General features: G+C 37.9%; 23 protein-coding genes and 1 pseudogene. 15 read left to right on the plus strand and 9 right to left on the minus strand.

Annotated features, from left to right (window positions below):
• A partial coding sequence (locus AC27FM_RS11800; protein WP_487088823.1) for a helix-turn-helix domain-containing protein occupies positions 1 to 101 on the minus strand: 101 nt, incomplete at its 3' end.
• A gap of 102 nt (positions 102 to 203) precedes the next feature.
• Between AC27FM_RS11800 and tnpA the strand changes: the two are divergent.
• Positions 204 to 407: pseudogene (gene tnpA, locus AC27FM_RS11805) on the plus strand (IS200/IS605 family transposase); the annotation flags it as partial.
• Positions 408 to 633: 226 nt separating this feature from the next.
• Here tnpA and AC27FM_RS11810 read toward each other — a convergent pair.
• Positions 634 to 2,037, minus strand: a complete 1,404-nt coding sequence (locus AC27FM_RS11810) for an NAD-dependent succinate-semialdehyde dehydrogenase (protein ID WP_487088567.1) — start codon at positions 2,035 to 2,037, stop codon at positions 634 to 636.
• A 316-nt stretch (positions 2,038 to 2,353) separates the two neighbouring features.
• Between AC27FM_RS11810 and AC27FM_RS11815 the strand changes: the two genes are divergently transcribed.
• From AC27FM_RS11815 to phnW, 6 genes are read left to right on the plus strand one after another with little or no spacing between them, the layout of a single operon-like run.
• Positions 2,354 to 3,388 (plus strand): phosphate/phosphite/phosphonate ABC transporter substrate-binding protein, encoded by a 1,035-nt coding sequence (locus AC27FM_RS11815; RefSeq protein WP_487088569.1) that lies wholly within the window; start codon positions 2,354 to 2,356, stop codon positions 3,386 to 3,388.
• An 11-nt stretch (positions 3,389 to 3,399) separates the two neighbouring features.
• Positions 3,400 to 4,155, plus strand: a complete 756-nt coding sequence (gene phnC / locus AC27FM_RS11820) for a phosphonate ABC transporter ATP-binding protein (RefSeq protein WP_487088571.1) — start codon at positions 3,400 to 3,402, stop codon at positions 4,153 to 4,155.
• On the plus strand, positions 4,155 to 4,946 hold the full coding sequence (locus AC27FM_RS11825) for an ABC transporter permease subunit (RefSeq protein ID WP_487088572.1): 792 nt from the start codon (positions 4,155 to 4,157) through the stop codon (positions 4,944 to 4,946). Before phnC ends, AC27FM_RS11825 begins: the two co-directional genes overlap by 1 nt.
• Positions 4,943 to 5,800 (plus strand): PhnE/PtxC family ABC transporter permease, encoded by an 858-nt coding sequence (locus AC27FM_RS11830; protein WP_487088574.1) that lies wholly within the window; start codon positions 4,943 to 4,945, stop codon positions 5,798 to 5,800. The genes AC27FM_RS11825 and AC27FM_RS11830 overlap by 4 nt, the downstream gene beginning before the upstream one ends.
• Before the next feature lie 16 nt (positions 5,801 to 5,816).
• Complete coding sequence (phnX, locus tag AC27FM_RS11835) at positions 5,817 to 6,614, plus strand: phosphonoacetaldehyde hydrolase (RefSeq protein WP_487088576.1); 798 nt, start codon at positions 5,817 to 5,819, stop codon at positions 6,612 to 6,614.
• Positions 6,607 to 7,710 carry a 2-aminoethylphosphonate--pyruvate transaminase gene (gene phnW, locus AC27FM_RS11840; protein WP_487088578.1) on the plus strand — a complete coding sequence of 368 codons (1,104 nt, stop codon included), beginning with the start codon at positions 6,607 to 6,609 and terminating at the stop codon, positions 7,708 to 7,710. Before phnX ends, phnW begins: the two co-directional genes overlap by 8 nt.
• Positions 7,711 to 7,790: 80 nt before the next feature.
• On the opposite strand, the gene AC27FM_RS11845 is transcribed toward phnW, so the two are convergent.
• The gene (locus AC27FM_RS11845) at positions 7,791 to 8,771 is read right to left on the minus strand and encodes a zinc-binding dehydrogenase (protein WP_487088580.1); all 981 of its coding nucleotides are present in this window, start codon (positions 8,769 to 8,771) and stop codon (positions 7,791 to 7,793) included.
• 157 nt (positions 8,772 to 8,928) lie between these two features.
• On the opposite strand from AC27FM_RS11845, the gene AC27FM_RS11850 reads away from it, so the two are divergent.
• From AC27FM_RS11850 to AC27FM_RS11870, 5 genes are all read left to right on the plus strand, one after another.
• Entirely contained in the window at positions 8,929 to 9,519 is a 591-nt protein-coding gene (locus AC27FM_RS11850) for a phosphatase PAP2 family protein (RefSeq protein WP_487088582.1), read from the plus strand.
• 52 nt (positions 9,520 to 9,571) lie between these two features.
• The gene (locus tag AC27FM_RS11855; protein ID WP_487088584.1) at positions 9,572 to 9,886 is read left to right on the plus strand and encodes a PadR family transcriptional regulator; all 315 of its coding nucleotides are present in this window, start codon (positions 9,572 to 9,574) and stop codon (positions 9,884 to 9,886) included.
• A 10-nt stretch (positions 9,887 to 9,896) separates the two neighbouring features.
• Complete coding sequence (locus tag AC27FM_RS11860) at positions 9,897 to 10,505, plus strand: hypothetical protein (RefSeq protein WP_487088585.1); 609 nt, start codon at positions 9,897 to 9,899, stop codon at positions 10,503 to 10,505.
• 58 nt (positions 10,506 to 10,563) lie between these two features.
• Positions 10,564 to 10,809: a hypothetical protein gene (locus AC27FM_RS11865; RefSeq protein ID WP_487088586.1), complete on the plus strand. Its 246-nt coding sequence runs from the start codon at positions 10,564 to 10,566 to the stop codon at positions 10,807 to 10,809.
• A gap of 150 nt (positions 10,810 to 10,959) precedes the next feature.
• The gene (locus AC27FM_RS11870) at positions 10,960 to 11,181 is read left to right on the plus strand and encodes a hypothetical protein (protein ID WP_487088588.1); all 222 of its coding nucleotides are present in this window, start codon (positions 10,960 to 10,962) and stop codon (positions 11,179 to 11,181) included.
• Between the two features lie 4 nt (positions 11,182 to 11,185).
• Here the strand turns inward: AC27FM_RS11870 and AC27FM_RS11875 are convergent, their stop codons facing one another.
• Together AC27FM_RS11875 and AC27FM_RS11880 are read right to left on the minus strand one after the other, a co-directional pair.
• Positions 11,186 to 11,497, minus strand: a complete 312-nt coding sequence (locus AC27FM_RS11875) for a helix-turn-helix domain-containing protein (protein ID WP_487088590.1) — start codon at positions 11,495 to 11,497, stop codon at positions 11,186 to 11,188.
• A 256-nt stretch (positions 11,498 to 11,753) separates the two neighbouring features.
• On the minus strand, positions 11,754 to 13,163 hold the full coding sequence (locus tag AC27FM_RS11880; protein ID WP_487088592.1) for an amino acid permease: 1,410 nt from the start codon (positions 13,161 to 13,163) through the stop codon (positions 11,754 to 11,756).
• Positions 13,164 to 13,383: 220 nt separating this feature from the next.
• On the opposite strand from AC27FM_RS11880, the gene spxB reads away from it, so the two are divergent.
• The gene (gene spxB, locus AC27FM_RS11885) at positions 13,384 to 15,144 is read left to right on the plus strand and encodes a pyruvate oxidase (RefSeq protein WP_487088594.1); all 1,761 of its coding nucleotides are present in this window, start codon (positions 13,384 to 13,386) and stop codon (positions 15,142 to 15,144) included.
• 47 nt (positions 15,145 to 15,191) lie between these two features.
• Positions 15,192 to 15,476, plus strand: coding sequence for a hypothetical protein (locus tag AC27FM_RS11890; RefSeq protein WP_487088596.1), 285 nt, complete (start codon positions 15,192 to 15,194; stop codon positions 15,474 to 15,476).
• 22 nt (positions 15,477 to 15,498) lie between these two features.
• Here AC27FM_RS11890 and pstB read toward each other — a convergent pair whose 3' ends face one another.
• From pstB to AC27FM_RS11910, 4 genes are all read right to left on the minus strand, one after another.
• A complete protein-coding gene (gene pstB / locus AC27FM_RS11895; RefSeq protein ID WP_487088825.1) occupies positions 15,499 to 16,242 on the minus strand; it encodes a phosphate ABC transporter ATP-binding protein PstB in 744 nt (247 codons plus the stop codon).
• Positions 16,243 to 16,302: 60 nt separating this feature from the next.
• The gene (pstA, locus tag AC27FM_RS11900; RefSeq protein ID WP_487088597.1) at positions 16,303 to 17,190 is read right to left on the minus strand and encodes a phosphate ABC transporter permease PstA; all 888 of its coding nucleotides are present in this window, start codon (positions 17,188 to 17,190) and stop codon (positions 16,303 to 16,305) included.
• Complete coding sequence (pstC, locus tag AC27FM_RS11905) at positions 17,180 to 18,109, minus strand: phosphate ABC transporter permease subunit PstC (RefSeq protein WP_487088599.1); 930 nt, start codon at positions 18,107 to 18,109, stop codon at positions 17,180 to 17,182. Before pstC ends, pstA begins: the two co-directional genes overlap by 11 nt.
• 83 nt (positions 18,110 to 18,192) lie before the next feature.
• The gene (locus tag AC27FM_RS11910; protein WP_487088601.1) at positions 18,193 to 19,086 is read right to left on the minus strand and encodes a phosphate ABC transporter substrate-binding protein; all 894 of its coding nucleotides are present in this window, start codon (positions 19,084 to 19,086) and stop codon (positions 18,193 to 18,195) included.
• A 306-nt stretch (positions 19,087 to 19,392) separates the two neighbouring features.
• Between AC27FM_RS11910 and AC27FM_RS11915 the strand changes: the two genes are divergently transcribed.
• Positions 19,393 to 20,127, plus strand: a complete 735-nt coding sequence (locus tag AC27FM_RS11915; protein WP_487088603.1) for a winged helix-turn-helix transcriptional regulator — start codon at positions 19,393 to 19,395, stop codon at positions 20,125 to 20,127.
• The last annotated feature ends 26 nt before the right edge of the window (positions 20,128 to 20,153 follow it).

The raw sequence follows: 20,153 nt of genomic DNA on the forward strand, positions 1-20,153 counted from the left end.
ATTTGATTCCAGACAAATCTATTCGCCCCAAAGTTATATTCGATAAGTTCTTGTTGATATTGATTAGGGTATATCCTTAGCTTCTGTCCTTTTAAAGTCATACGTCACCTCCTTTTGTGTTGAACTAAAATAATATTATAACATTATAATATTCAGGAGTATGTATATGTTAAAGAAACAACGAACTAATGTTTATGATTTTAACTTCCATGGTTAAGTCGTTTAAGGGTACGTCGGCAAGAGCGTGGTTCAAAAAGTACCCAGAAACAAAAAAGAAACTGTGGGGTGGTCACTTATGGTCGAGCAGTTTCTTCATGGGTACGTTAGGAAATATTTCTAAAGACGTAGTAGAAAAATATATTGAGGATCAATTAAAAAAATACAACAATGGTCGCCCAAGACGTTGATTCATCACGGCAATGAATTACTGTGTTTTCTCAATTGACGACCTTATAAAAAATAAAGATCGATTGAATTGGATCTAGATTAGCTGATATTGGTTAAACCCAATATCAGTTTTTTTATCGATATTTTGATCTGCTCTCAAAACAAAAATAGTATGACGATCCTCAGTCAAAAGCTAAGAATGTCATACTATTTAGAATGCATATGTAATTTTTTTGATCGTCAGAACTAGAACAAACCACCAGCCAAGTTATCTAGATCGGGTTTATCAACAGCAACGATAAGTTTTTCGTTTACGAATGCCTCTAATCCGAGGCCACTCATTTCACGACCAAATCCTGATTTTTTGATACCACCAAATGGTAATTCAGGGAGTGTGAACATGAATGTGTTGACAAATACCATACCAGTTTCGATTTGTTTAGCGATGTCAGTTCCGTGTTGTTTGTCACCAGAGAAGACGATGCCACCAAGTCCGTATTCGGAATCATTGGCGAGAGCAACAGCTTCCTCATCACTAGCAACCTTGAATACTTGCGCAACAGGTCCAAACATTTCTTTAGAATAAGCTGGATTTTCTGGTCCAATGTCAGTTAGGACAGTTGGCATGAAGAATTGACCAGGTAGGTCGATTGGTTCGTTACCATATTGAACTTTAGCACCAGCTTTGACAGCTTCATCTACTTGTTTAGTAAGTTTCTCTTTAGCTCTAGCTGAAGACATTGGAGCTAGAGTAGTGCTTGGATCCATTGGATCGCCAGGTTTAAATGTGGCAAATTGCTCTGTCAGACGTTCAACGAACTCGTCATAGAGATTGTCAGCAACTATGAAACGTTTAGAAGATGTGCAGACTTGACCAGCATTATAGATTCTAGCTTTAGCTGCTACGCTCATTACTTGGTCGATATCAGCATCACTTAAGACTACGAATGCGTCAGTACCACCAAGTTCCATAGTTGATTTCTTGAGGTTTTCACCAGCAACTTTATTAACTGATTGTCCACCACGTTCTGATCCTGTTAGTGCCACGCCTTGAACACGTTTGTCAGCAATAACATCAGCAACTTGATCATATGATAGGAATAAGTTAGTCAAACTACCCTCAGGTGCGCCAGCTTCATTGACTATTTCTTCAAAAGCAACAGCTGATCCGGGAGTGTTTGAAGCATGTTTCAAGATCATTGGATTACCAACCATGAAGTTTGGTGCGAAGACACGCATGATTTGGTAGTAAGGGAAGTTCCAAGGTTCAACCATCATGATCGTACCTGTGGCTTGTTTTTCAACCCAAGCTTCACCGGCAGTAGATTTGATAGGTGTTGGTTTGAGTAATTCTTCTGAATTGTCAGCAAAGTAGTCAGCGATTAAGGCGCAGAGTTCTACTTCACCCTTAGCTTCACCGATTAATTTACCCATGTCTAAGACCATTGTTTTAGCAAGGTCATCCTCATTTTGTCTCATTAAATCTGCGATTTTATGTAAGATAGTTGCACGTTCTGAAAGAGGTTGCTTCTTAAAAGATTGATATAGCTTACCATCTATTTCTAGAGTTTTTTGGATATCTTCCGCAGTTGCGTTGTCATATTCCTTTACGACTTCGTTGTTGAACGGATTGATTGTTTTATATGCCATACTAAAATACCTCCAAATTTTGATTACGTTAATATCATACATGTTAGAGTATGGTTTAAGTCAACCGTTTGCATTGATAGTAATTTCACTATCTTTGAAAATTTTTGAGTATCTTTTTGATGATATGAGGTCAAAATAATATCTATTAATCCACTGAAATATAGTTTTCAATAATATTACATTTACATTGTAAATTTTCAGTAAATTTTTAATTTACATTCATCGTCAAACTTTACATTAAATATATAAAACATATACATCCCTTTGTTAAGCTAAATCTGTTCAAAAAAAGAAATAGAAAGTTGGGTATTTTTTAATGAAAAAAGGGAGATTTATAACAGTTTGTTTAGGGTTGATGTTATTACTCGTTGGGGTACTAACAGGTTGTTCGAGTCAAAACTCAGCAAGTGCCAAAAAAGATTCAGGAAAGATTTCAGTAGTATTTTATCCTAATGAATCTGCAAAGAACTTCACCGCTTCACGTGAGGAAATGAAGAAACAGATTCACGAAGCAACAGGTAAGGAAGTAGATATTCAAACAACTACTGATTACAACGTTGCGATCGAAGCTATTGCTTCTGGTAAGGCTCAATTGGCATTCATGGGGGCTGATGGTTATATTCAAGCACATGCACAAAACAAAAAAGTTCTTCCATTCTTACTACAATCTGGTGAAGATGGAACAACTAAAGGTGCCAGTTACCGTTCTTATTTGATGGTACCAAAGGACAAGGCTGATTCTTATAAGAAGGACGGCAAGTATAATATCGACAAGATCAAGGGTGAGAAGATCTCATTTGTTTCAACTAGTTCAACATCAGGTTATGCTGTTCCAACTGATGAAATTCAAAAGCACTTCAAGTTAGCCGATAAAGACAAATTAGCTGAAGGTGGCAAGTTCTTCGACAAAGTTCTTTACGGTAGTTCACATCCCGGTTCAGCTATCAACTTATTGAAGGGTGACGCTGACGTAGCTGCATTCGATGATATTGATTTAGCACCATTCCTAGAAGTTACAGACGGTAGTTATGACAAGATCGGTTCAACATTCAAAGTTAAAGAAGACGCTGATGCTCCATTCGCAGACTTCAAGGGTAAAGAATTAATTAACATCTCAGTTCTACCAGTACAAAATGGTCCATTCGTAGTTAATACAGACTCACTAAGTGAAAAAGATCAAAAAGCTATTCAAAAACGTTTCACATCAAAAGAAGTAACAGAAAATCCTAAGTTATTCTCTAAAGAAGGAGCAAAGAATCCTACTTTATGGCAAAAGAAGAGTGCTAAAACAACACTACTTCCAGTTAACGACGACTGGTACAAACCTACTCATGAATTAATCGGCAAGTAAGGGGTCAAATCATGTTAGAGGTTAAAAACTTAGAAAAGAGCTATCAAAAAGACAAGCCAGCATTGACCGATATCTCGTTTTCTGTTGAACCGGGGACTTTTGTTGCCATCATCGGTCCTTCAGGTGCTGGTAAAACCACAATTTTACGCAGCTTAAATCAATTGATCAAGGATGATGGTGGTCAGATCCTTCTTGATGGTGGTGATCTTAGAACGGCTAACAAGACACAATTACGCAATTATCGTAGACAGATCGGAATGGTTTTCCAAAATTATAATCTGGTAGAACGTCTAACGGTGATTGAAAATGTCTTGCACGGTCGTCTCGGATACAAATCAACTCTAGCGGGGATGTTCGGACGATATACCGAAAAAGAGAAGCAAGAAGCAATGACATTGCTAGGTAAAGTTGGACTTGAAGAGTTCGCTCTCAGACGCTGTTCTGAATTGAGTGGTGGTCAAAAACAACGTGTCGGTATCGCTAGATCACTGATTCAACATCCCAAGGTAATACTCTGTGATGAACCGATTGCTTCATTAGATCCAGCTTCATCACAGACAGTTATGAAATTACTAAAGGATTTGACAACCGAATTCAATATTATTTGTATCGCTAATCTGCATCAAATTGGTCTGGCTAAAGATTACGCTGATAGAATTATTGGAATTCGAAATGGGAAGATGGTTTTTGATGAGGATGCAGACACATTATCAGAAGAAATATTGGGAACATTATATGATCAAAATGTTACTGAGGAGCATAGTTAATGCAGACGCCGGTAAATTACATAGCCAGAAAACACTGGAAACAAACAGGAATAATCGTGCTTATTGGAGGTATCTATTTATTAAGTAGTTGGATATTAAAATTCAATGGTGCCAGTGGGATTCTTTCCATCCCCAAAGCATTCTCTTGGTTATTGATCAATTTTCAACCAACCACTAGATCCGTAAATTACCTGCCAAATATCTGGCAAAAATTAATATCAACTGTCATGTTGGCAATAGCTTCCACTGTCGTAGCGTCTTTAATTGCTATCCTAGTAGCCATATTAGGATCAAAAGTCACAGGTGGTAATAGTTTTGTACAACTGATCGTTCGTGGAATAGCATCATTCTTAAGAAACATTCCATTAGTTGCTTGGGCGATGATCTTACTTTTCTCTTTCAAACAAAGTGACTTCACTGGCTTTTTAGCTTTGTTGTTATTGTCGGTTGGATACTTGATCAGAGCTTTTATGGAAATAATTGAGGACGAAGCAAGTGAAACGATGTTAGCTTTGAAGGCGACTGGTGCCAGTTATTTCCAAGTCATCTTTCAAGCCGTGTTACCACAAATAATGCCAAGTTTAATCAGTTGGATTTTGTATATGATTGAGAATAATGTCCGAGATGCCACTCTGGTAGGTATTTTGACTGGTACTGGTATTGGTTTTGTCTTTGATATATATTACAAAAGTTTTCGATTTGATGCAGCAGGAATGACGGTTCTTTCAATTATCGTTGTGGTAATTGTTCTAGAGCTTTTATCTAATCAAATCAGGAAGGTTATCCTATGATTTCTAATAGTAGTGATGAGAGATGGGTGATGAAGCCTAAGTCTCCACAACCTGAAAAAATAAAATTACGTAATCCTAGTTTATCTAGTTACATGATAAAAGGTGTTATCACCACCTTGGTTTTGATAACCATCTATACATTGATGAATTTGAACACGGCAGATGTAAAAATCGGTGCTGCGTTCCAAGGGTTGATGATGACATTGGATCAAATGTTTTTACAACCCAATGCCGGTAGTGATGGAATGGGACTGCTTCTACAAGCCTTGGGTGTCAGTTTGTTGTTGGCAATTATGACAACGATCATCGGTGCGGTAGTGGGATTTTTCTTAGCAGTAATTGCATCAAAGAATCTAACCAATGCTTGGCTCAGTGGGGGCATTAGAGTTTGTATGGCTGTGATCCGTGCTATTCCTACTATCATCTGGGTATTAATCTTTTCCATCGTTAGTGGTTTAGGTACGAATGCGGCGATATTAGGATTAAGTTTTCACAGTATTGCCTATTTGACTAAGGCTTACTCCGAAAGTATCGAAGAAATCGATCCGTCAATTATCGAAGCTCTTAAGGTTACAGGTAGTAAGTTTTGGGTAGTAGTATTTCAAGCAATTTGGCCCACAATAATTGCTTCATTAGTTTCTTGGACGTTTATCCGTTTAGAGATTAATTTTGCCAATGCAGTTGCCGTTGGTGCCGCAGCAGGTGCTGGTGGTATCGGTTATCAATTATTCGTAGCCAGTGGTATGAGCTTTGATTTCCATGAGGTAGGTATGATTGTTTATTTGATTATTGCAGTAGCAATTTTACTAGAAGTTATCGCAGTTAAGTTAAGGAAGGCATATATCGCTAAATAGGTGAGAGGATAATTATATGATTAAAACAGTAATTTTTGATTGGGCAGGTACAACTGTTGATTATGGTAGTTTGGCGCCCGTCATTGCCTTTAAAAAGGCGTTTGATCGTGCAGGGATAAATGTCCTAGATTCAGAGATCAGACAAGATATGGGAATTGCTAAATGGGATCATATCGGAAAAATTTTGGAGATTCCCAGAATCAAAGAGCAATGGAAAGAGGTTTATCATCGTCTTCCTAATGATGAGGATCGAGAAAACGTCTATGGGTTATTTCAAGAGTCACTGATCAATTACTTGAAGACAACGACAGAACTCAAACCAGGAGTTTTGGATGCTTTCCATTATTTGACTGCACATCACATTCGTGTAGCCACGACAACAGGTTATACCTTGGAAATGATGAATATCGTGAGAAAAAATGCTGCTAAATTAGGCTATTTACCTGAATTAGTAGTTACATCTGAAGATGTTGCAGGTCAAGGCCGTCCTTCTCCCGCAATGATCAAGATGATCCTTTCACAATTTAGCATTGATGAATTAGAAAGTGTTATGAAGATCGGTGATACTATCGCAGACATTCAAGAAGGTAAGAATGCTGGAGTAATTACTGTTGGTATCGTCGAAGGTAGTAGCCTAATGGCATTATCAGAGGAAGCCTTTGCCCGTTTGACGGAGGATGAAAAAATCCTCAAGCGTCGTGATGTTCGCAAGGCCTTTGAGAATGCTGGGGCTGATTTAATAGTTAACAATATGTCAGAATTGCCAGATGTTATTGAAACTTTGAACGCATCTGAGGAGGTTACCAATGGATAATAATTATTTACTACTAACACCGGGACCACTTACTACAAGTGCCACTGTGAAGAAGGCAATGGAATTTGATTACTGTACTTGGGACGATGACTACAAAGAAATCACCCAGTCTATCCGCCAATCATTATTAGCTCTAGCAGATGTGAATCCCTCCAAATACACAGCTGTACCGATTCAAGGTAGTGGTACATATGGCGTAGAATCAGTTATCAGTTCGATCATTCCAGATTCTGGAACTATCTTAATAGCTATGAATGGTGCGTATGGTGAGCGTATTGGACAAATGGCAGATGTGTACGGCATCGACCATGTTGATTTAGTTATCGACGAACAGAGTCCAGTCCTGTTGTCAGACGTTAAGTCAATGATTGAAGAACATCCTGAGATCACTCACTTTGCAATGGTTCATTGTGAAACGACCACGGGTATTTTAAATCCGATCGAAGATATCATTCCTTGGGTTCATGAACGAGGTATTGTTACGATTGTGGATGCCATGAGTAGTTTTGGTGGTATTCCAATTGATGTCAGTGGTATCAATATCGACTTCTTGATCAGTAGCACTAACAAATGTATACAGGGTGTACCCGGTTTTGCATTTGTAATTGCTAAAAAATCTATATTAGAAACAACTGCTGGAATGGCCAGAACTCTCTCACTCGACTTGTATGATCAATACAATGAGATGGAAAAAAGCAACGGTAAATGGCGCTTTACATCACCAACTCATGTTGTTCATGCGTTCGCACAAGCACTAGAAGAACTAAAACTTGAAGGTGGTCTGCAACGTCGTTATAAGAGATATTTATCCAACCAAAAACAGTTGGCTTCAGGAATGGAACATCTCGGTTTCAAAATATTAATAGATGAAAAATGGCAATCACCGATCATTACATCGTTCATTTATCCAACTGAAGATTTTGATTTCAAAGAATTTTACAATGAGCTTAAAGAATCCGGTTTCGTTATCTATCCTGGTAAAATCTCTCAAATACCAACTTTCCGTATTGGTAATATTGGTGAAGTTTATCGAGATGATATTGCTAGATTACTTAAAGCAATCGAGCAAATTCAAAATAGAGAAACAGCGCTGTAAGATCACTTAGTAATAGCACAAGATTATAATATCTTTAGCAAAAAGGCATGTCGCCGATATTTTATCGGGGACATGTCTTTTTATAATGTAGCAATTATTTTACCGATAGTCTTTCGTTCACTAAGTTTGGTAAGACCTTCAGGTATATCTTGAAAAGCAATTGTCTCTGTAATAACCGGATCTAGTTTACCTTCTGATATTAATTGTGCTAGTGATTCTGCCATAACTGATAGGTCGTCCAATTGGTTAGCATATTCAGATTGATGGACTCCACCTAGATTCAAAGCTAAAATACTTTGTCCCTTCGCAGGCAGACTATAATTACTGATTTCAGGTGTATTCAAAATGCAAACGAGGCCACCATTGTAGGCGAGCCTTGATAAATCAGCTTCACTGTTACCAATGTCATTAATGATAATATCTACACCACTACTGTGGGTGATTTCCTTTATTTTATCGTCTATATTCTCATGACGATAGTCAATGATATAGTCGGCTCCTAATTTTTTGACGATATCTTTTTTGTGTTCGGAAACAGTAGTAATGACAGTCAATCCGGCTAATTTAGCAAGTTGAATTGCAATAGTTCCGACTCCACCAGCACCTGCGTGAATCAGGATTGTATGTTTTCCAGTTAGGTTCATTTTTCTATACACGGCTTGATACGCAGTTAAGCCACTACATAAAATAGCGGCCGCTTCTTCATATTTGACCTTTTCAGGTATGCGCGCAACAACGTTATACTTTGCCTTGGCATATTCAGCAAATACTCCGGGTTTGGACAGATCACTGTGGAAAAATACACGTTCACCGATCTTGAAATTTTTAGGGTTATCAATTCCGACAGCAACCACCTCTCCGGCAGTGTCTAAACCCAAAATGTGAGGATAAGTCCACGCTGGATTATGACTTTCAATCAATTTGAAATCCACAGGATTCAAACCTAGGGCGTGTACTTTGATCATTACTTCATCACGTTCGACCACTGGTTTCTCGACATCTTTTAAGGTTACATCACTTATTTTGGTATCATTTGGCGATTCGACGACTAATGCTTTCATAAAAAAACCTCCTCAATTAACTTGATTATAGCAAGCAATGCCAGGATTAATAACAGCAATAGTATTTTATTTATAAAAAGTACCTTGTGTTATTGAGTAAACTACTTTATATTATTTGTTAATCAAGTACTCAATAATATTAAGTAGAGGTTTCATTATGGATATTTATTTATTCAGATTGGTCAATAACCTAGCTGGCAAGTCAGATTTGCTAGATAGCCTAGGTATTTTTACCGCTAAATATACAGTCTATCTATTAGCCGCAGTGATGGTTTACTTATGGATCGCTAAGCGCAACGATTTTCAAACTAGAAAAATGTTGTCGATTGGCTTTGTTTCTTGTGTTATTTCTGAATTAGTAGGTAAGTTGGTTGCAGGGAATATTTATTATCATCGGCAACCCTTTGCGGTGTTATTAGGAGCGCATCAATTAATACCTAAGAGTGTTGGCAATAGTTTTCCAAGTGACCATACGATTGTTTTCTTTAGTATCATGATTATTTTTTTCATTTATTCTAAATCTAGACTACGCTATGTGTTTCCAATTATTGCGTTAATAATTGGCTTGTCTCGAATTTTTGTGGGAGTTCACTACCCAATTGATATTTTTGTTGGTGCAGCGATCGGTACAACGATCAGTATCATCAGTTATATTTATCTCAATGATTCAAAATTTATCAAGAAACTGCTAATGATGATTCACAAATTAGAAAATAAGATATTTAGACGGAGCTTTATTAGTAATTAGGGCTGGCATTCTGTAAAATAGAAGTAATACATCACTTAGGGGATCTGGCCAAATGAATAAGGAAATGTTGAAGGGAACGATAGACTTATTGATTCTATCGGTTCTCAAGGAAGAAGATAATTATGGATATCAAATTTCCAAAACAATCACGGACAAGTCTGATGAAACTTTTGAAATTCAAGAAGCCACTTTATATTTAGCTTTGAAGCGACTAGAAAAACAGGAGTGTGTTGAAGCATATTGGGGTGAAAAAACTCATGGTGGTAAGCGAAAATATTATCATATTACAGATCAAGGAATTAAACAATTAGATAGTATGAAGCATGATTTTAAATCATTATCCGAAGTCGTTCAAATGTTTATGTGAGGTGGATGCGATGAATTATTTTTCTATTAAACAAATTAGTTATAAAACTATCTTAGTCATATCAATGATCTTGTTCTTTGTTTGTTACTATTTGGACAGCATCATTGACCCTAGACAGACGGAGTTTGCCTTCGTTGTCGGATACATGTTTGCAATCATGTTAGCAGCATTTTGGTCGATCATTAATTATATCGATCATCTTAGGATCAATCCGTTGTACAAGACTTATGAATCCATCAGCCAATTTGCCCATGACTTGAATACTTCTGATGATGAAAAGATGGAGATACAGACGATGATGGTCGATTATGTCGAGGATCAGAAGTCACTAGGTAAGGATGAAGATGCGGCTATCTTAGAGATTATCAGTCAGTTCAAAACAGAAGAGTTGCACAAGTCGAACAATAGTGATGTCTTCTTTGTCCACGTTCATAAGTACCTATTAGGTCTAGGTGGAATTCTATTGATTGCTGGGATTTTTGTATACGTGGTGAATAATCTAACGTCTAAGAATGAGGTCTTGACGGTTTTGGAAATAACTTTGATTTGTTATGCCGCTGGCTTTTATTTATCTTTTATTATGTATAACATTTTAAATAAGGTACTAATAAAGAAGTGATATTTCACACTTCCTTCATTTACTAATGCTATAATCTAGCATCATAAGGAGGAATGAAATGCTTACATTAATGGCAACTAGCACATCTAGTTCAGCACCACTTTTAATTGCGATCGGAGTGGCGGTTCTGGTGATAATTTGGTTGTTTATCAAAACAGGCGCCGCACTCTTGCGTCATCCTTTTATCGGAATCTTGTTGATAATTTTTGGTGTTTTAGGCCTATGGAACTTTTTCATCATTGGAATCGGCATTATCGTTGGTGGGATAGTGTTCCTAATCATGACACAATTCTTTAATAACTGATAAAACAAAAGGAACCTCTTGCTTTGACATATCGTCAAAGTGAGAAGTTCCTTTTTTAATAGTTTTATTGCTAAAAGCGTTTTCAAAAATTAAATCATAGGTTATTCTAAAGTTGTAATCAGATTATTTTTAATCAAGGGGGATTAAAAAATGAATGAAACAAAATTATTAGAAAACTTGAAAACTTTACAAGATTTAAAATTTGAAATCTATAATCATTGTTCAGATTCAATTGACTATCATAATTTTGATATCTTAACATTGAATCTTCCAAATCAGACGATCGACTTAGTTGGCGTCTATAAAAAATATGGAGAAGATCACACCGTCGAAGAAATTGCTGATTTAGTGGTAGATGAATACGAACTGTAATCGATTATAGATTGATTACTTTTAATAGTACTTCTGAGACACGTTTTCTTTCGTCTTCCGATAGGTTAGAAAGATATTTGATCAAGTCAAGCGTATAAACATCCGAGAGATTGGAGTTGGTAAAAAAATCTGACAGTTGCATATTTAAAGCAACCGCAATGTCGTTTAATTTTTTTATCCTAACATTATCAACCTCGCCTCTCTCAATACGTGAGATGAAACTCTCAGAAACACCTGATTTTTCAGCTAACTGTTCAATTGTTAAATTCAAAGACCTGCGACGTTCACGAATAAGCTTACTTATTTTACCAAGCATTAAAATGGTACCTCCAGTCAAAAAATGATTCTCTTTAACGATAGATTAATTAGATTGTTCATTGAAGAGCAAGGTATGATTAATTAGTTTATCAAAAAGGGCATATTAGCACAATCAAAAGCGCTTTCAAAAATTTTTATCTTGCTTTATGTTTGTGAAAATACGTCAATGAAACTTTTTTACAGCATTTACCACAATTATATATTTTATTCCTTAAAGAAAACTAAAAAATCTCAAGTTATTTTCAAGAATAATACTAATTTCTTAATTTAGAGTGCTTGTATGAATAATTAAAATAGATGATCAATCCAATTGAGAACCAGACAACGAATCTCAACCAAGTTTCCCAATTTAGACCGGCGACTAACAGAATACAAAAGGCGATAGCGATTATTGGTGTCACAGGTACCCAAGGTGCGCGGAATCCACGATGGATATTAGGATACTTGTGTCTCATCCAGAGCACTCCAGCTGATACAAGGATAAATGCTGTAAGTGTACCAATATTAACTAATTCCGAAAGAATATTCAAATTTATGAACCCAGCTGCGATTGCTGTGATAATACCGAAGAACCAAGTTCCTTTGTATGGGGTCTGATGTCGCAGGTCAACTTCACCAAAGAACTTGGGAAATAAGCCGTCACGTGACATGGAATAGGTGATACGTGATTGACCGTAAAGTTGAACCAAGATAACGGTTGTCATTCCCAGAATAGCACCAATACTGACGATGATGCCCAACCAAGTTTGTCCAGTAGCTTTTAAAACTGCCAAAATAGGAGCATCGAGGAACTTGGAAAAGACAGTGTATTTAACGACACCAGTCATGATCAGTGTCATTGCGATATATAGAATGGTTGAAATCCCAAGGGATAACATGATCCCTCGTGGTAATGTTTTGCTGGGGTTCACAGTTTCTTCAGCACTAGAAGAAACTGAATCAAAACCAATAAATGAGAAGAATACAATTGATGCGGCAGGGATGACACCTGCGGCAGTGCCCTTGTGGAAGGAATACAGTCCATAGGGCGTGAATGGTTTCCAGTTGCTTGGTTTGATGAACCAAATCGTGCATGCAATAAATAAAATAATAACGCCTAATTTTATTAGAACCATCGTGTCATTGACGTGTTTAGTAGTATTGATGCCCATCGCCAAAATACAAGTTATCAATAGGATGATCAAAAATGCTGGCAGATTAAAGTAAGTCGTAACTCCGGGAGTCGTACCAGCTGCGGCTGTTAATACTTTTGGGATATGGAAACCGATATTGTCCATTAAGTTGACGAAATAACCTGACCAACCAGCCGAAACAGTTGCGGCACCTAGTGCGTATTCAAGGATCAAGTCCCAACCGATGATGAAAGCAACGATTTCACCAAAGGAAATATACGAATAAGTGTAGGCCGACCCAGCTACGGGTGCCATTGAGGCAAACTCAGCGTAACAGAGACCGGCGAATCCACAACAGATAGCAGCAATCAAAAATGATACTGCGAGTGAAGGACCAGTTGTTAAAGCCCCCTTGCCAGTCAAAACGAAGATACCTGTACCAATAATGGCTCCGATTCCGAGGAATGTCAGATCCCAAGTATGCAAGGTCCGCTTCAAGGGGGAAGTGCGGCTTAGAAGATCATTAATGTCTTTCTTTTCAAAAACTCTCATGGTAAACACCACCGTTCAATAATTTTGGATAATTTTACAACTTGTTTAAACATATATCCAGAAAAAAGTATTTCTAAAATTGTAAAATTAAATTAATGAATTTGGCAAACTGACAAATTGATCGCGCCATAAGAAAGAATCTTTGACAATTTTCACGGTTATTGTAAAAATGATCGTGAATTCGTTTTCACAAGAAATTCAGTTGAAGGGAGCTTTTATTATGACAAAAATGATAGCAGGTCAAGCACTTGTCAAAGTGTTAGAAGAGTGGGGCGTAGATCATGTCTACGGAATCCCTGGAGGCTCGATCAATCATACAGTTGAGGGACTGTATTTGGAAAAAGAAAACATCAAATATATTCAAGTACGTCACGAAGAAGTAGGTGCCATTGCGGCTTCAGCTGACGCAAAATTTACAGGTAAAATTGGAGTTGCGTTTGGCTCAGCAGGTCCTGGTGCAACGCATTTATTCAATGGGTTATATGATGCTAAGATGGATCATGTTCCAGTTCTTGCCTTAGTAGGACAAGTACCACAAACTACTATGAATACTAATTATTTCCAAGAGATGGATGAGACACCAATGTTTGCGGACGTTGCAGTCTATAATCGAACAGTTACCACGGCTGAACAGATTCCTTATGTAATCAACCAAGCTATCCGTGAGGCCTATCGGCAGAAGGGTGTTGCTGTTGTGACATTACCAGAGGATCTGACGGCTGCCGAGATAGACTACGAGTCTCCTAAGACACCTAAGGTAGTGGAGAACAACTTTACACAGACTATTAACCCAGAAGATGTGGCTAACACATTGAAGATGTTAAAGGAGGCCAAGCATCCATTAGTATATGCTGGACGTGGCTTGTTAGGCGCTCGTGAGACTTTAACGAAGTTTTCGGAACAATTTAATCTACCAGTTATGAATACAGTTCCTGCCACAGGTGTTATCAGTACTGATCATCCTAATTTCATCGGTACATTTGGACGCTTAGGGAGTAAATCTGGATTTGAAGCACTGCAACATACAGATCTAATCCTCTTCCTCGGTTCAGAGTTCCCATTTGCCGGCTTCTGGCCTAAGAACCTGAAGATAATTGAAGTTAATAATAATCCTTACGACATTGGCAAGACGGTCGCAGTTGATTACGCAGTTATTTCCGATGCAAAGAGTTACTTACAAGCATTGATCGATACAGGGGAAACTCTACCAGCTGGTGATTGGCTAGAAGCTAATCAAACTAATAAGCACAATTGGGATGCATGGCTTGCACAGCGCGCTCAAGATGACAGTCAGGGATTGAACCCTGAAACGATCACCGCTAAGATTGCTGAAATGGCTGGTCCTAATGATACTTATGGTGTCGATACAGGAAATGTTTCTGAGTTTGGAGTTCGTGGCTTGCCAATGAATCAAAATCAGCGTTTTGCCTTATCAGGTTTATTTGCTACGATGGGATTCGGGCTTCCAGCTGGCATTGCTGGAGCTTTGAGCGTTCCAGATGGTCAAGCATGGACATTGTCAGGTGATGGTGGATTCTCCATGGTAGCTCCAGATATAATTACTGAGGCTCGCTACGAATTACCAGTTATCAATGTTGTTCTATCCAACGAGAGATTAGGCTTTATTTACTATGAACAAGTCGCTACCAAGCAGCATTTATACGGAGTAGATTTGACAGGTGCTGATTGGGCTAAAGTTGCTGAAGGACTAGGTGGCATCGGATTCACAGTTACTAATATTAAGGAAGCCAATGAAGCTTTTGACCAGATCAAGAAATTAAAGGCATCTGGAAATAAGAAGCCGATCGTGATCAATGCTGTTATCAAGCAGGAAGATCCGATTGCAACTGCCTTCATGCCACTAGATGCTAAATTATACGGTCAGGATGCTGTAGATGCATTTTCAGCTCAATATGACATTGACCCTAAGACACAGCCATCGCTGGGAGAATTACTACGTGCTAAGGGAGATAATCTTTAGACTTGACCGACAATATGGCATAATAAAGTCACTAGGAGTGATTAATTATGAAAGTTGCGGATCAAACCGAATTGTTTCAAATGGTGTTTTCTCGTCAAAATAATATTTATGTCATTGGTGAAGCATATGAAATCTGTCGTTCAGTTTTGTATTCAGTTGATGAAATAGCTGACAAACCGAATGTTTTGAAGAAATTCACAGGAATGTTTAGAAGTTCAGATAAAAAACAATTGGATAACTTACGCCGAATTATTGCTAATAAATATCATATTAAAGAAACAAAAACTGACGGAGAGTATCGTCTGGTTTTACGGCACAAGAAAAGCATGTGATCAAAAGTCACATGCTTTTTGATTACCCAAAATCACCGGAGATATAGTCATCAGTTGCTTTGATTTTTGGCTTAGTAAATATTTTTCTAGTTTCGTTGTATTCGATAATGTGTCCCATATGGAAAAATGCCGTGTAGTCACTAATACGAGAAGCCTGTTGCATGTTGTGAGTCACGATTATAACAGTCAAACTTTTGCTCAACAGTTGAACTGTATCCTCGATCTTGGAAGTTGAAATTGGATCCAGCGCACTGGCTGGCTCGTCTAATAGTAAGATGTCAGGCTTCATCGCAATAGATCTTGCGATGCATAGGCGTTGTTGCTGACCACCTGATAATGCTAAAGCACTGGTATCCAATTCGTCTTTTACTTCTTCCCACAGGGCTGCGTCTTGCAGACTTACTTCCAAACGTTCTTCCAACTCATTCTTATCGTGGATGCCGTTTTCTTTTAAAGCAAATTGGATATTTTCTCTAATTGATTTAGCAAACGGGTTAGGGCGCTGGAACACCATTCCGATGTGCTTTCTCACTTCATACACATTAGTTTTAGGATCATTGATATCTACATTACGATACATTATTTTTCCGTCGACAGTCGCAATTTTATCATTCATTCGGTTGAGGCATCTTAAATAGGTAGACTTACCTGATCCTGATGCACCGATCAGTGAAATTATTTTGAATCGAGGAAATTTCAAACTAGTGTCAAAAATAGCTTGGTTGTTACCGTATGAAACTTGAATGTTATCAGTTTCGATCGCCATTTCTGCATTCAAATCAATTATGTATTGGTCATTAAAATCGTATGTTTTCAAGGTAATACCTCACTTTGCTGCGGTCATTTTTTTGTAGATTCTATTTCCTAGGAATCTTGCGCCGAGATTAAAAATCAAGATAACGATGATCAAGACGGCAGATGAACCGCTGGAAATGATATGAGCATCGGGAGTAACAGCTTCAGTATTAACTTTCCAGATGTGAACTGCTAAAGTTTCAGCTGGTCGCATCGGATTAAGAAAACTGTTGGGGTCAAAAATGTTCCAATTTGTATATGATACAGCGGGAGCACTTTGACCAGCTGTATAAATCAAAGCAGCCGCTTCACCGAAGACACGTCCAGAACCTAAGATGACACCAGTTAAAATTCCGGGTAAAGCTTCAGGGATAATGATTTTGGTGATAGTCTTCCAATCAGATAACCCTAGTGAGATACCGGCTTCTTTTTGGAGATCGGGCACACTGTTTAGAGATTCTTCAATGTTACGTGTAAGTAATGGGAGGTTGAAGAAGGTCAATGCAATGGCACCTGAAAGGATCGAAAAACCCATGTTCATTTGATTAACTAATAATAAGTAACCGAATAATCCAACTACCACTGAAGGTAGTGAACTTAAAACTTCGATCGAAGTTCTAATAATATCTGTTATCCAGTTGTCTTTGGCATACTCTGCTAGATAAATCCCAGCACCTAAGGCGATGGGAAATGAGATGATCAAAGTTAACAGTAATAGGTATAGCGAGTTGAACAATTGATCACGAATACCACCACCAGCACTTACTGATTGAGCTTGAGATGTTAGGAAATGCCAGTTGATATCAGGCACACCGTTAAATAGGATATAACCGATTAAAAATACTAAGATGGCAACCACAGAGACAACAACTGCATAGATGACTCCCGTGGCGATTTTGTCTGTATATTTAGGCCGCATTTTTGATGTTACCTCTCTTTCCAATGAATCTCACTAACATATTAAAGAAGAGTGACATTAGTAAGAGGATCAAGGCTAATGACCATAGTGCGTCATTTGGTAGAGTTCCCATGACGGTATTACCAATATCGGTAGTTAATTTACTAGTTAAAGTTGATGCTGGAGAAATCAAATTCTTAGGCATCAAGATGGCATTACCGATAACCATTTGAACGGCTAAAGCTTCACCAAATGCACGTGCCATACCAAAAATAATGGCTGTCAATATTCCCGGAGTGGCTGATCTTAAAATAACCTTGTAAATTGTCTGCCAGCGTGTGGCACCCAAGGCAAGTGAGGCTTGACGATAATGCATTGGCACAGCTCTCAAACTATCCACGGTCAAAGAGGTGATGGTCGGCAACACCATTACGAAAAGGACTAAGGTACCAGATAAGATACCAAATCCCGTTCCACCGAAGATATGTCTGATGAATGGAACTATCAGTGATAGACCGATAAATCCATAAACAACAGAAGGAATCCCTACTAGTAATTCGATGACAGGTTGAAGCAACTTAGCACCACGTTTAGCCGCAATCTCTGTCATGAAGATAGCCACACCTAGGGCAAAGGGAGTCGCAACCAATGCCGAGAGTAGGGTGACACTAAACGAGGTCACGATCATAGGTAAGGCACCAACTATCGGGTGTCCTTTACTATCCATACTGGCAGGTTCCCAATTAGATGTAGTCAAGAACTGCCAGACGTTGACGTTATCTTTGGTGAAAGTAGCGAAACCTTTTGAAGCAATGAAATATAAGATACATGCGACCAAGAGAATGATCATTCCGATACAGAAGTAACAAATAGTTCTTCCTAAGTGATCTTCTCTGGTGGCTTTTGAATTTTGTTGTAATTTGCGTTGAATTTCGTCCATAGCATTTAGAGCCTCCTGTGAATTGAGACATGAAAAAAGGACTTTGACAGTCAACAATACTTACTAGTCAAAGCCCCTCAGAATTATTTGTTAGAAACAGTACCTTTGGCATCTTTTTGAACTTTCATGTCATGGATACTGATGTATCCCATTTTACCAACTAGGTCTTTTTGAACGTCACTTGATTCCATGTATTTTAGGAATTTAGCTGTTGCATCTTTAGCTTCACCCTTTGTATACATATGTTCATATGACCAGATTGGCCAGTCGTTCGTTTCAACATTTGCATCTGTAGGTTTAACATCGTTGATTGATACAGCTTGAACTTTATCATTAATGTATGAGAATGCTAGATAACTGATAGCACCCGGTGTGCTTTCAACAATCTTTTGAACTGTACCGTTTGAATCTTGTTCTTGTGACTTAACTGCTTTGTCGCCACCTAAAACGGCATCTTCAAATGTTGCACGAGTACCACTACCTTCAGCACGGTTAACAACTGTGATTTCTTGGTCTTTGCCACCAACATCTTTCCAGTTAGTAATCTTACCAGTGAAGATATCTTTCAATTGATCCATTGTTAGGTTCTTAACATCGGTTTCTTTGTTAACAACTGGAGCCATACCAACTACGGCAACTTTATGGTCAACTAGCTTCTTAGCATCGATACCATCTTTTGCTTCAGCAAAGATATCTGAGTTACCGATTGCTACTGATCCATCTTGAACTTGGCTAAGACCAGTACCTGAACCACCACCTTGAACTGTGATGCTGATCTTGCTGTTGTCCTTTTGGAAATTGCTTGCTGCCTTTTCAACCAATGGTTGAAGAGCTGTGGAACCTACCGCAGTTATTTTGCCTGAAGCATCAGAACTTGATGAACTAGAACTGCTCTTATTATTGTTACTGCAACCAGTTAATACGGCGATAAAAGCACCGAACAACAGGATAGCAGAGATAATATTTTTCTTTTTCATAACTAACCCCTTATTAACAATATTTAATACATGAACCAAATATAGCTCACGGATGTATAAAACTTGTTTGTTGTTTGTAAAGATTGTGTAAATATAGTATTTATATTTTTATTACAAGTGTATAAACAAGTTAATTTGAAATTGCCGTATCGGTCAATTATTCTATTTGTGTTGGTCTATATCAAATTGGATAGTTTATTCTGTGCAAATTAGATTACGACCATGATGCTAATAAGTTATAATCATGATGCATAAAGGGAAGACAGAATACTAGATATGATACTTGAGTAGAAAGAGGTTGGACGTATGCGACCATTGGTGTTATTAAGTAAAAATCTGCCGTTATTTATCGAGATGAATAGCTATTGTAATAGTCAGGGATGGTTTATTCATAATATGACCACGCCTGAAAAAACGGTAGAGATGGTAAGTGAAGACGATGTATCTGGTTTGATCTGGGATCTGTCAACGACGGATTTGAACACTTCATTGGAAACACTCAAAGAAATACGTGAGAAGATCGACGGTCCAGTTGTTGTTTTGTCCCCAACAAAAAAGAGTAACGAGAGTAAGTTGTTTTATGATATTAATGTTGATGCCTATTTAGTTGAACCATTGGAATATCCAGAACTGATTTCTAAGTTCAAACAGTTATTCTGGGTTTACGATAAGTTTGCTGTTAATCAGGCTAAGAAAAAAATATCAAAGGATGTTAAACACACTGTTCAATGTCATGATTTGTCGATCGACCTAAAACACTTTCGAGTTTCCCATCAGGGGGTTGATCTGGGACTTACTCCAAAAGAATTCAGCCTGCTATGGTACTTGATGCAACATCGTGGTCAAGTCCTTAGTCGGGAGCAATTATTATCTGGTGTCTGGGGATATGATTCAGCTGGTTCTAGCCGTACGATCGATATTCACATCAGTCATTTGCGCGATAAGCTAGAAGAGAATCCGGCATCGCCAACGTGGATCAAAACAGTCAGAGGTTTTGGATATATCTTAGATAATGATTATCCACTAGTAGCTACACAATAAAATACACCCTTGCCTATTATTCTAGA

The sequence above is a fragment of the Companilactobacillus sp. y65-5 genome (assembly GCF_057541095.1).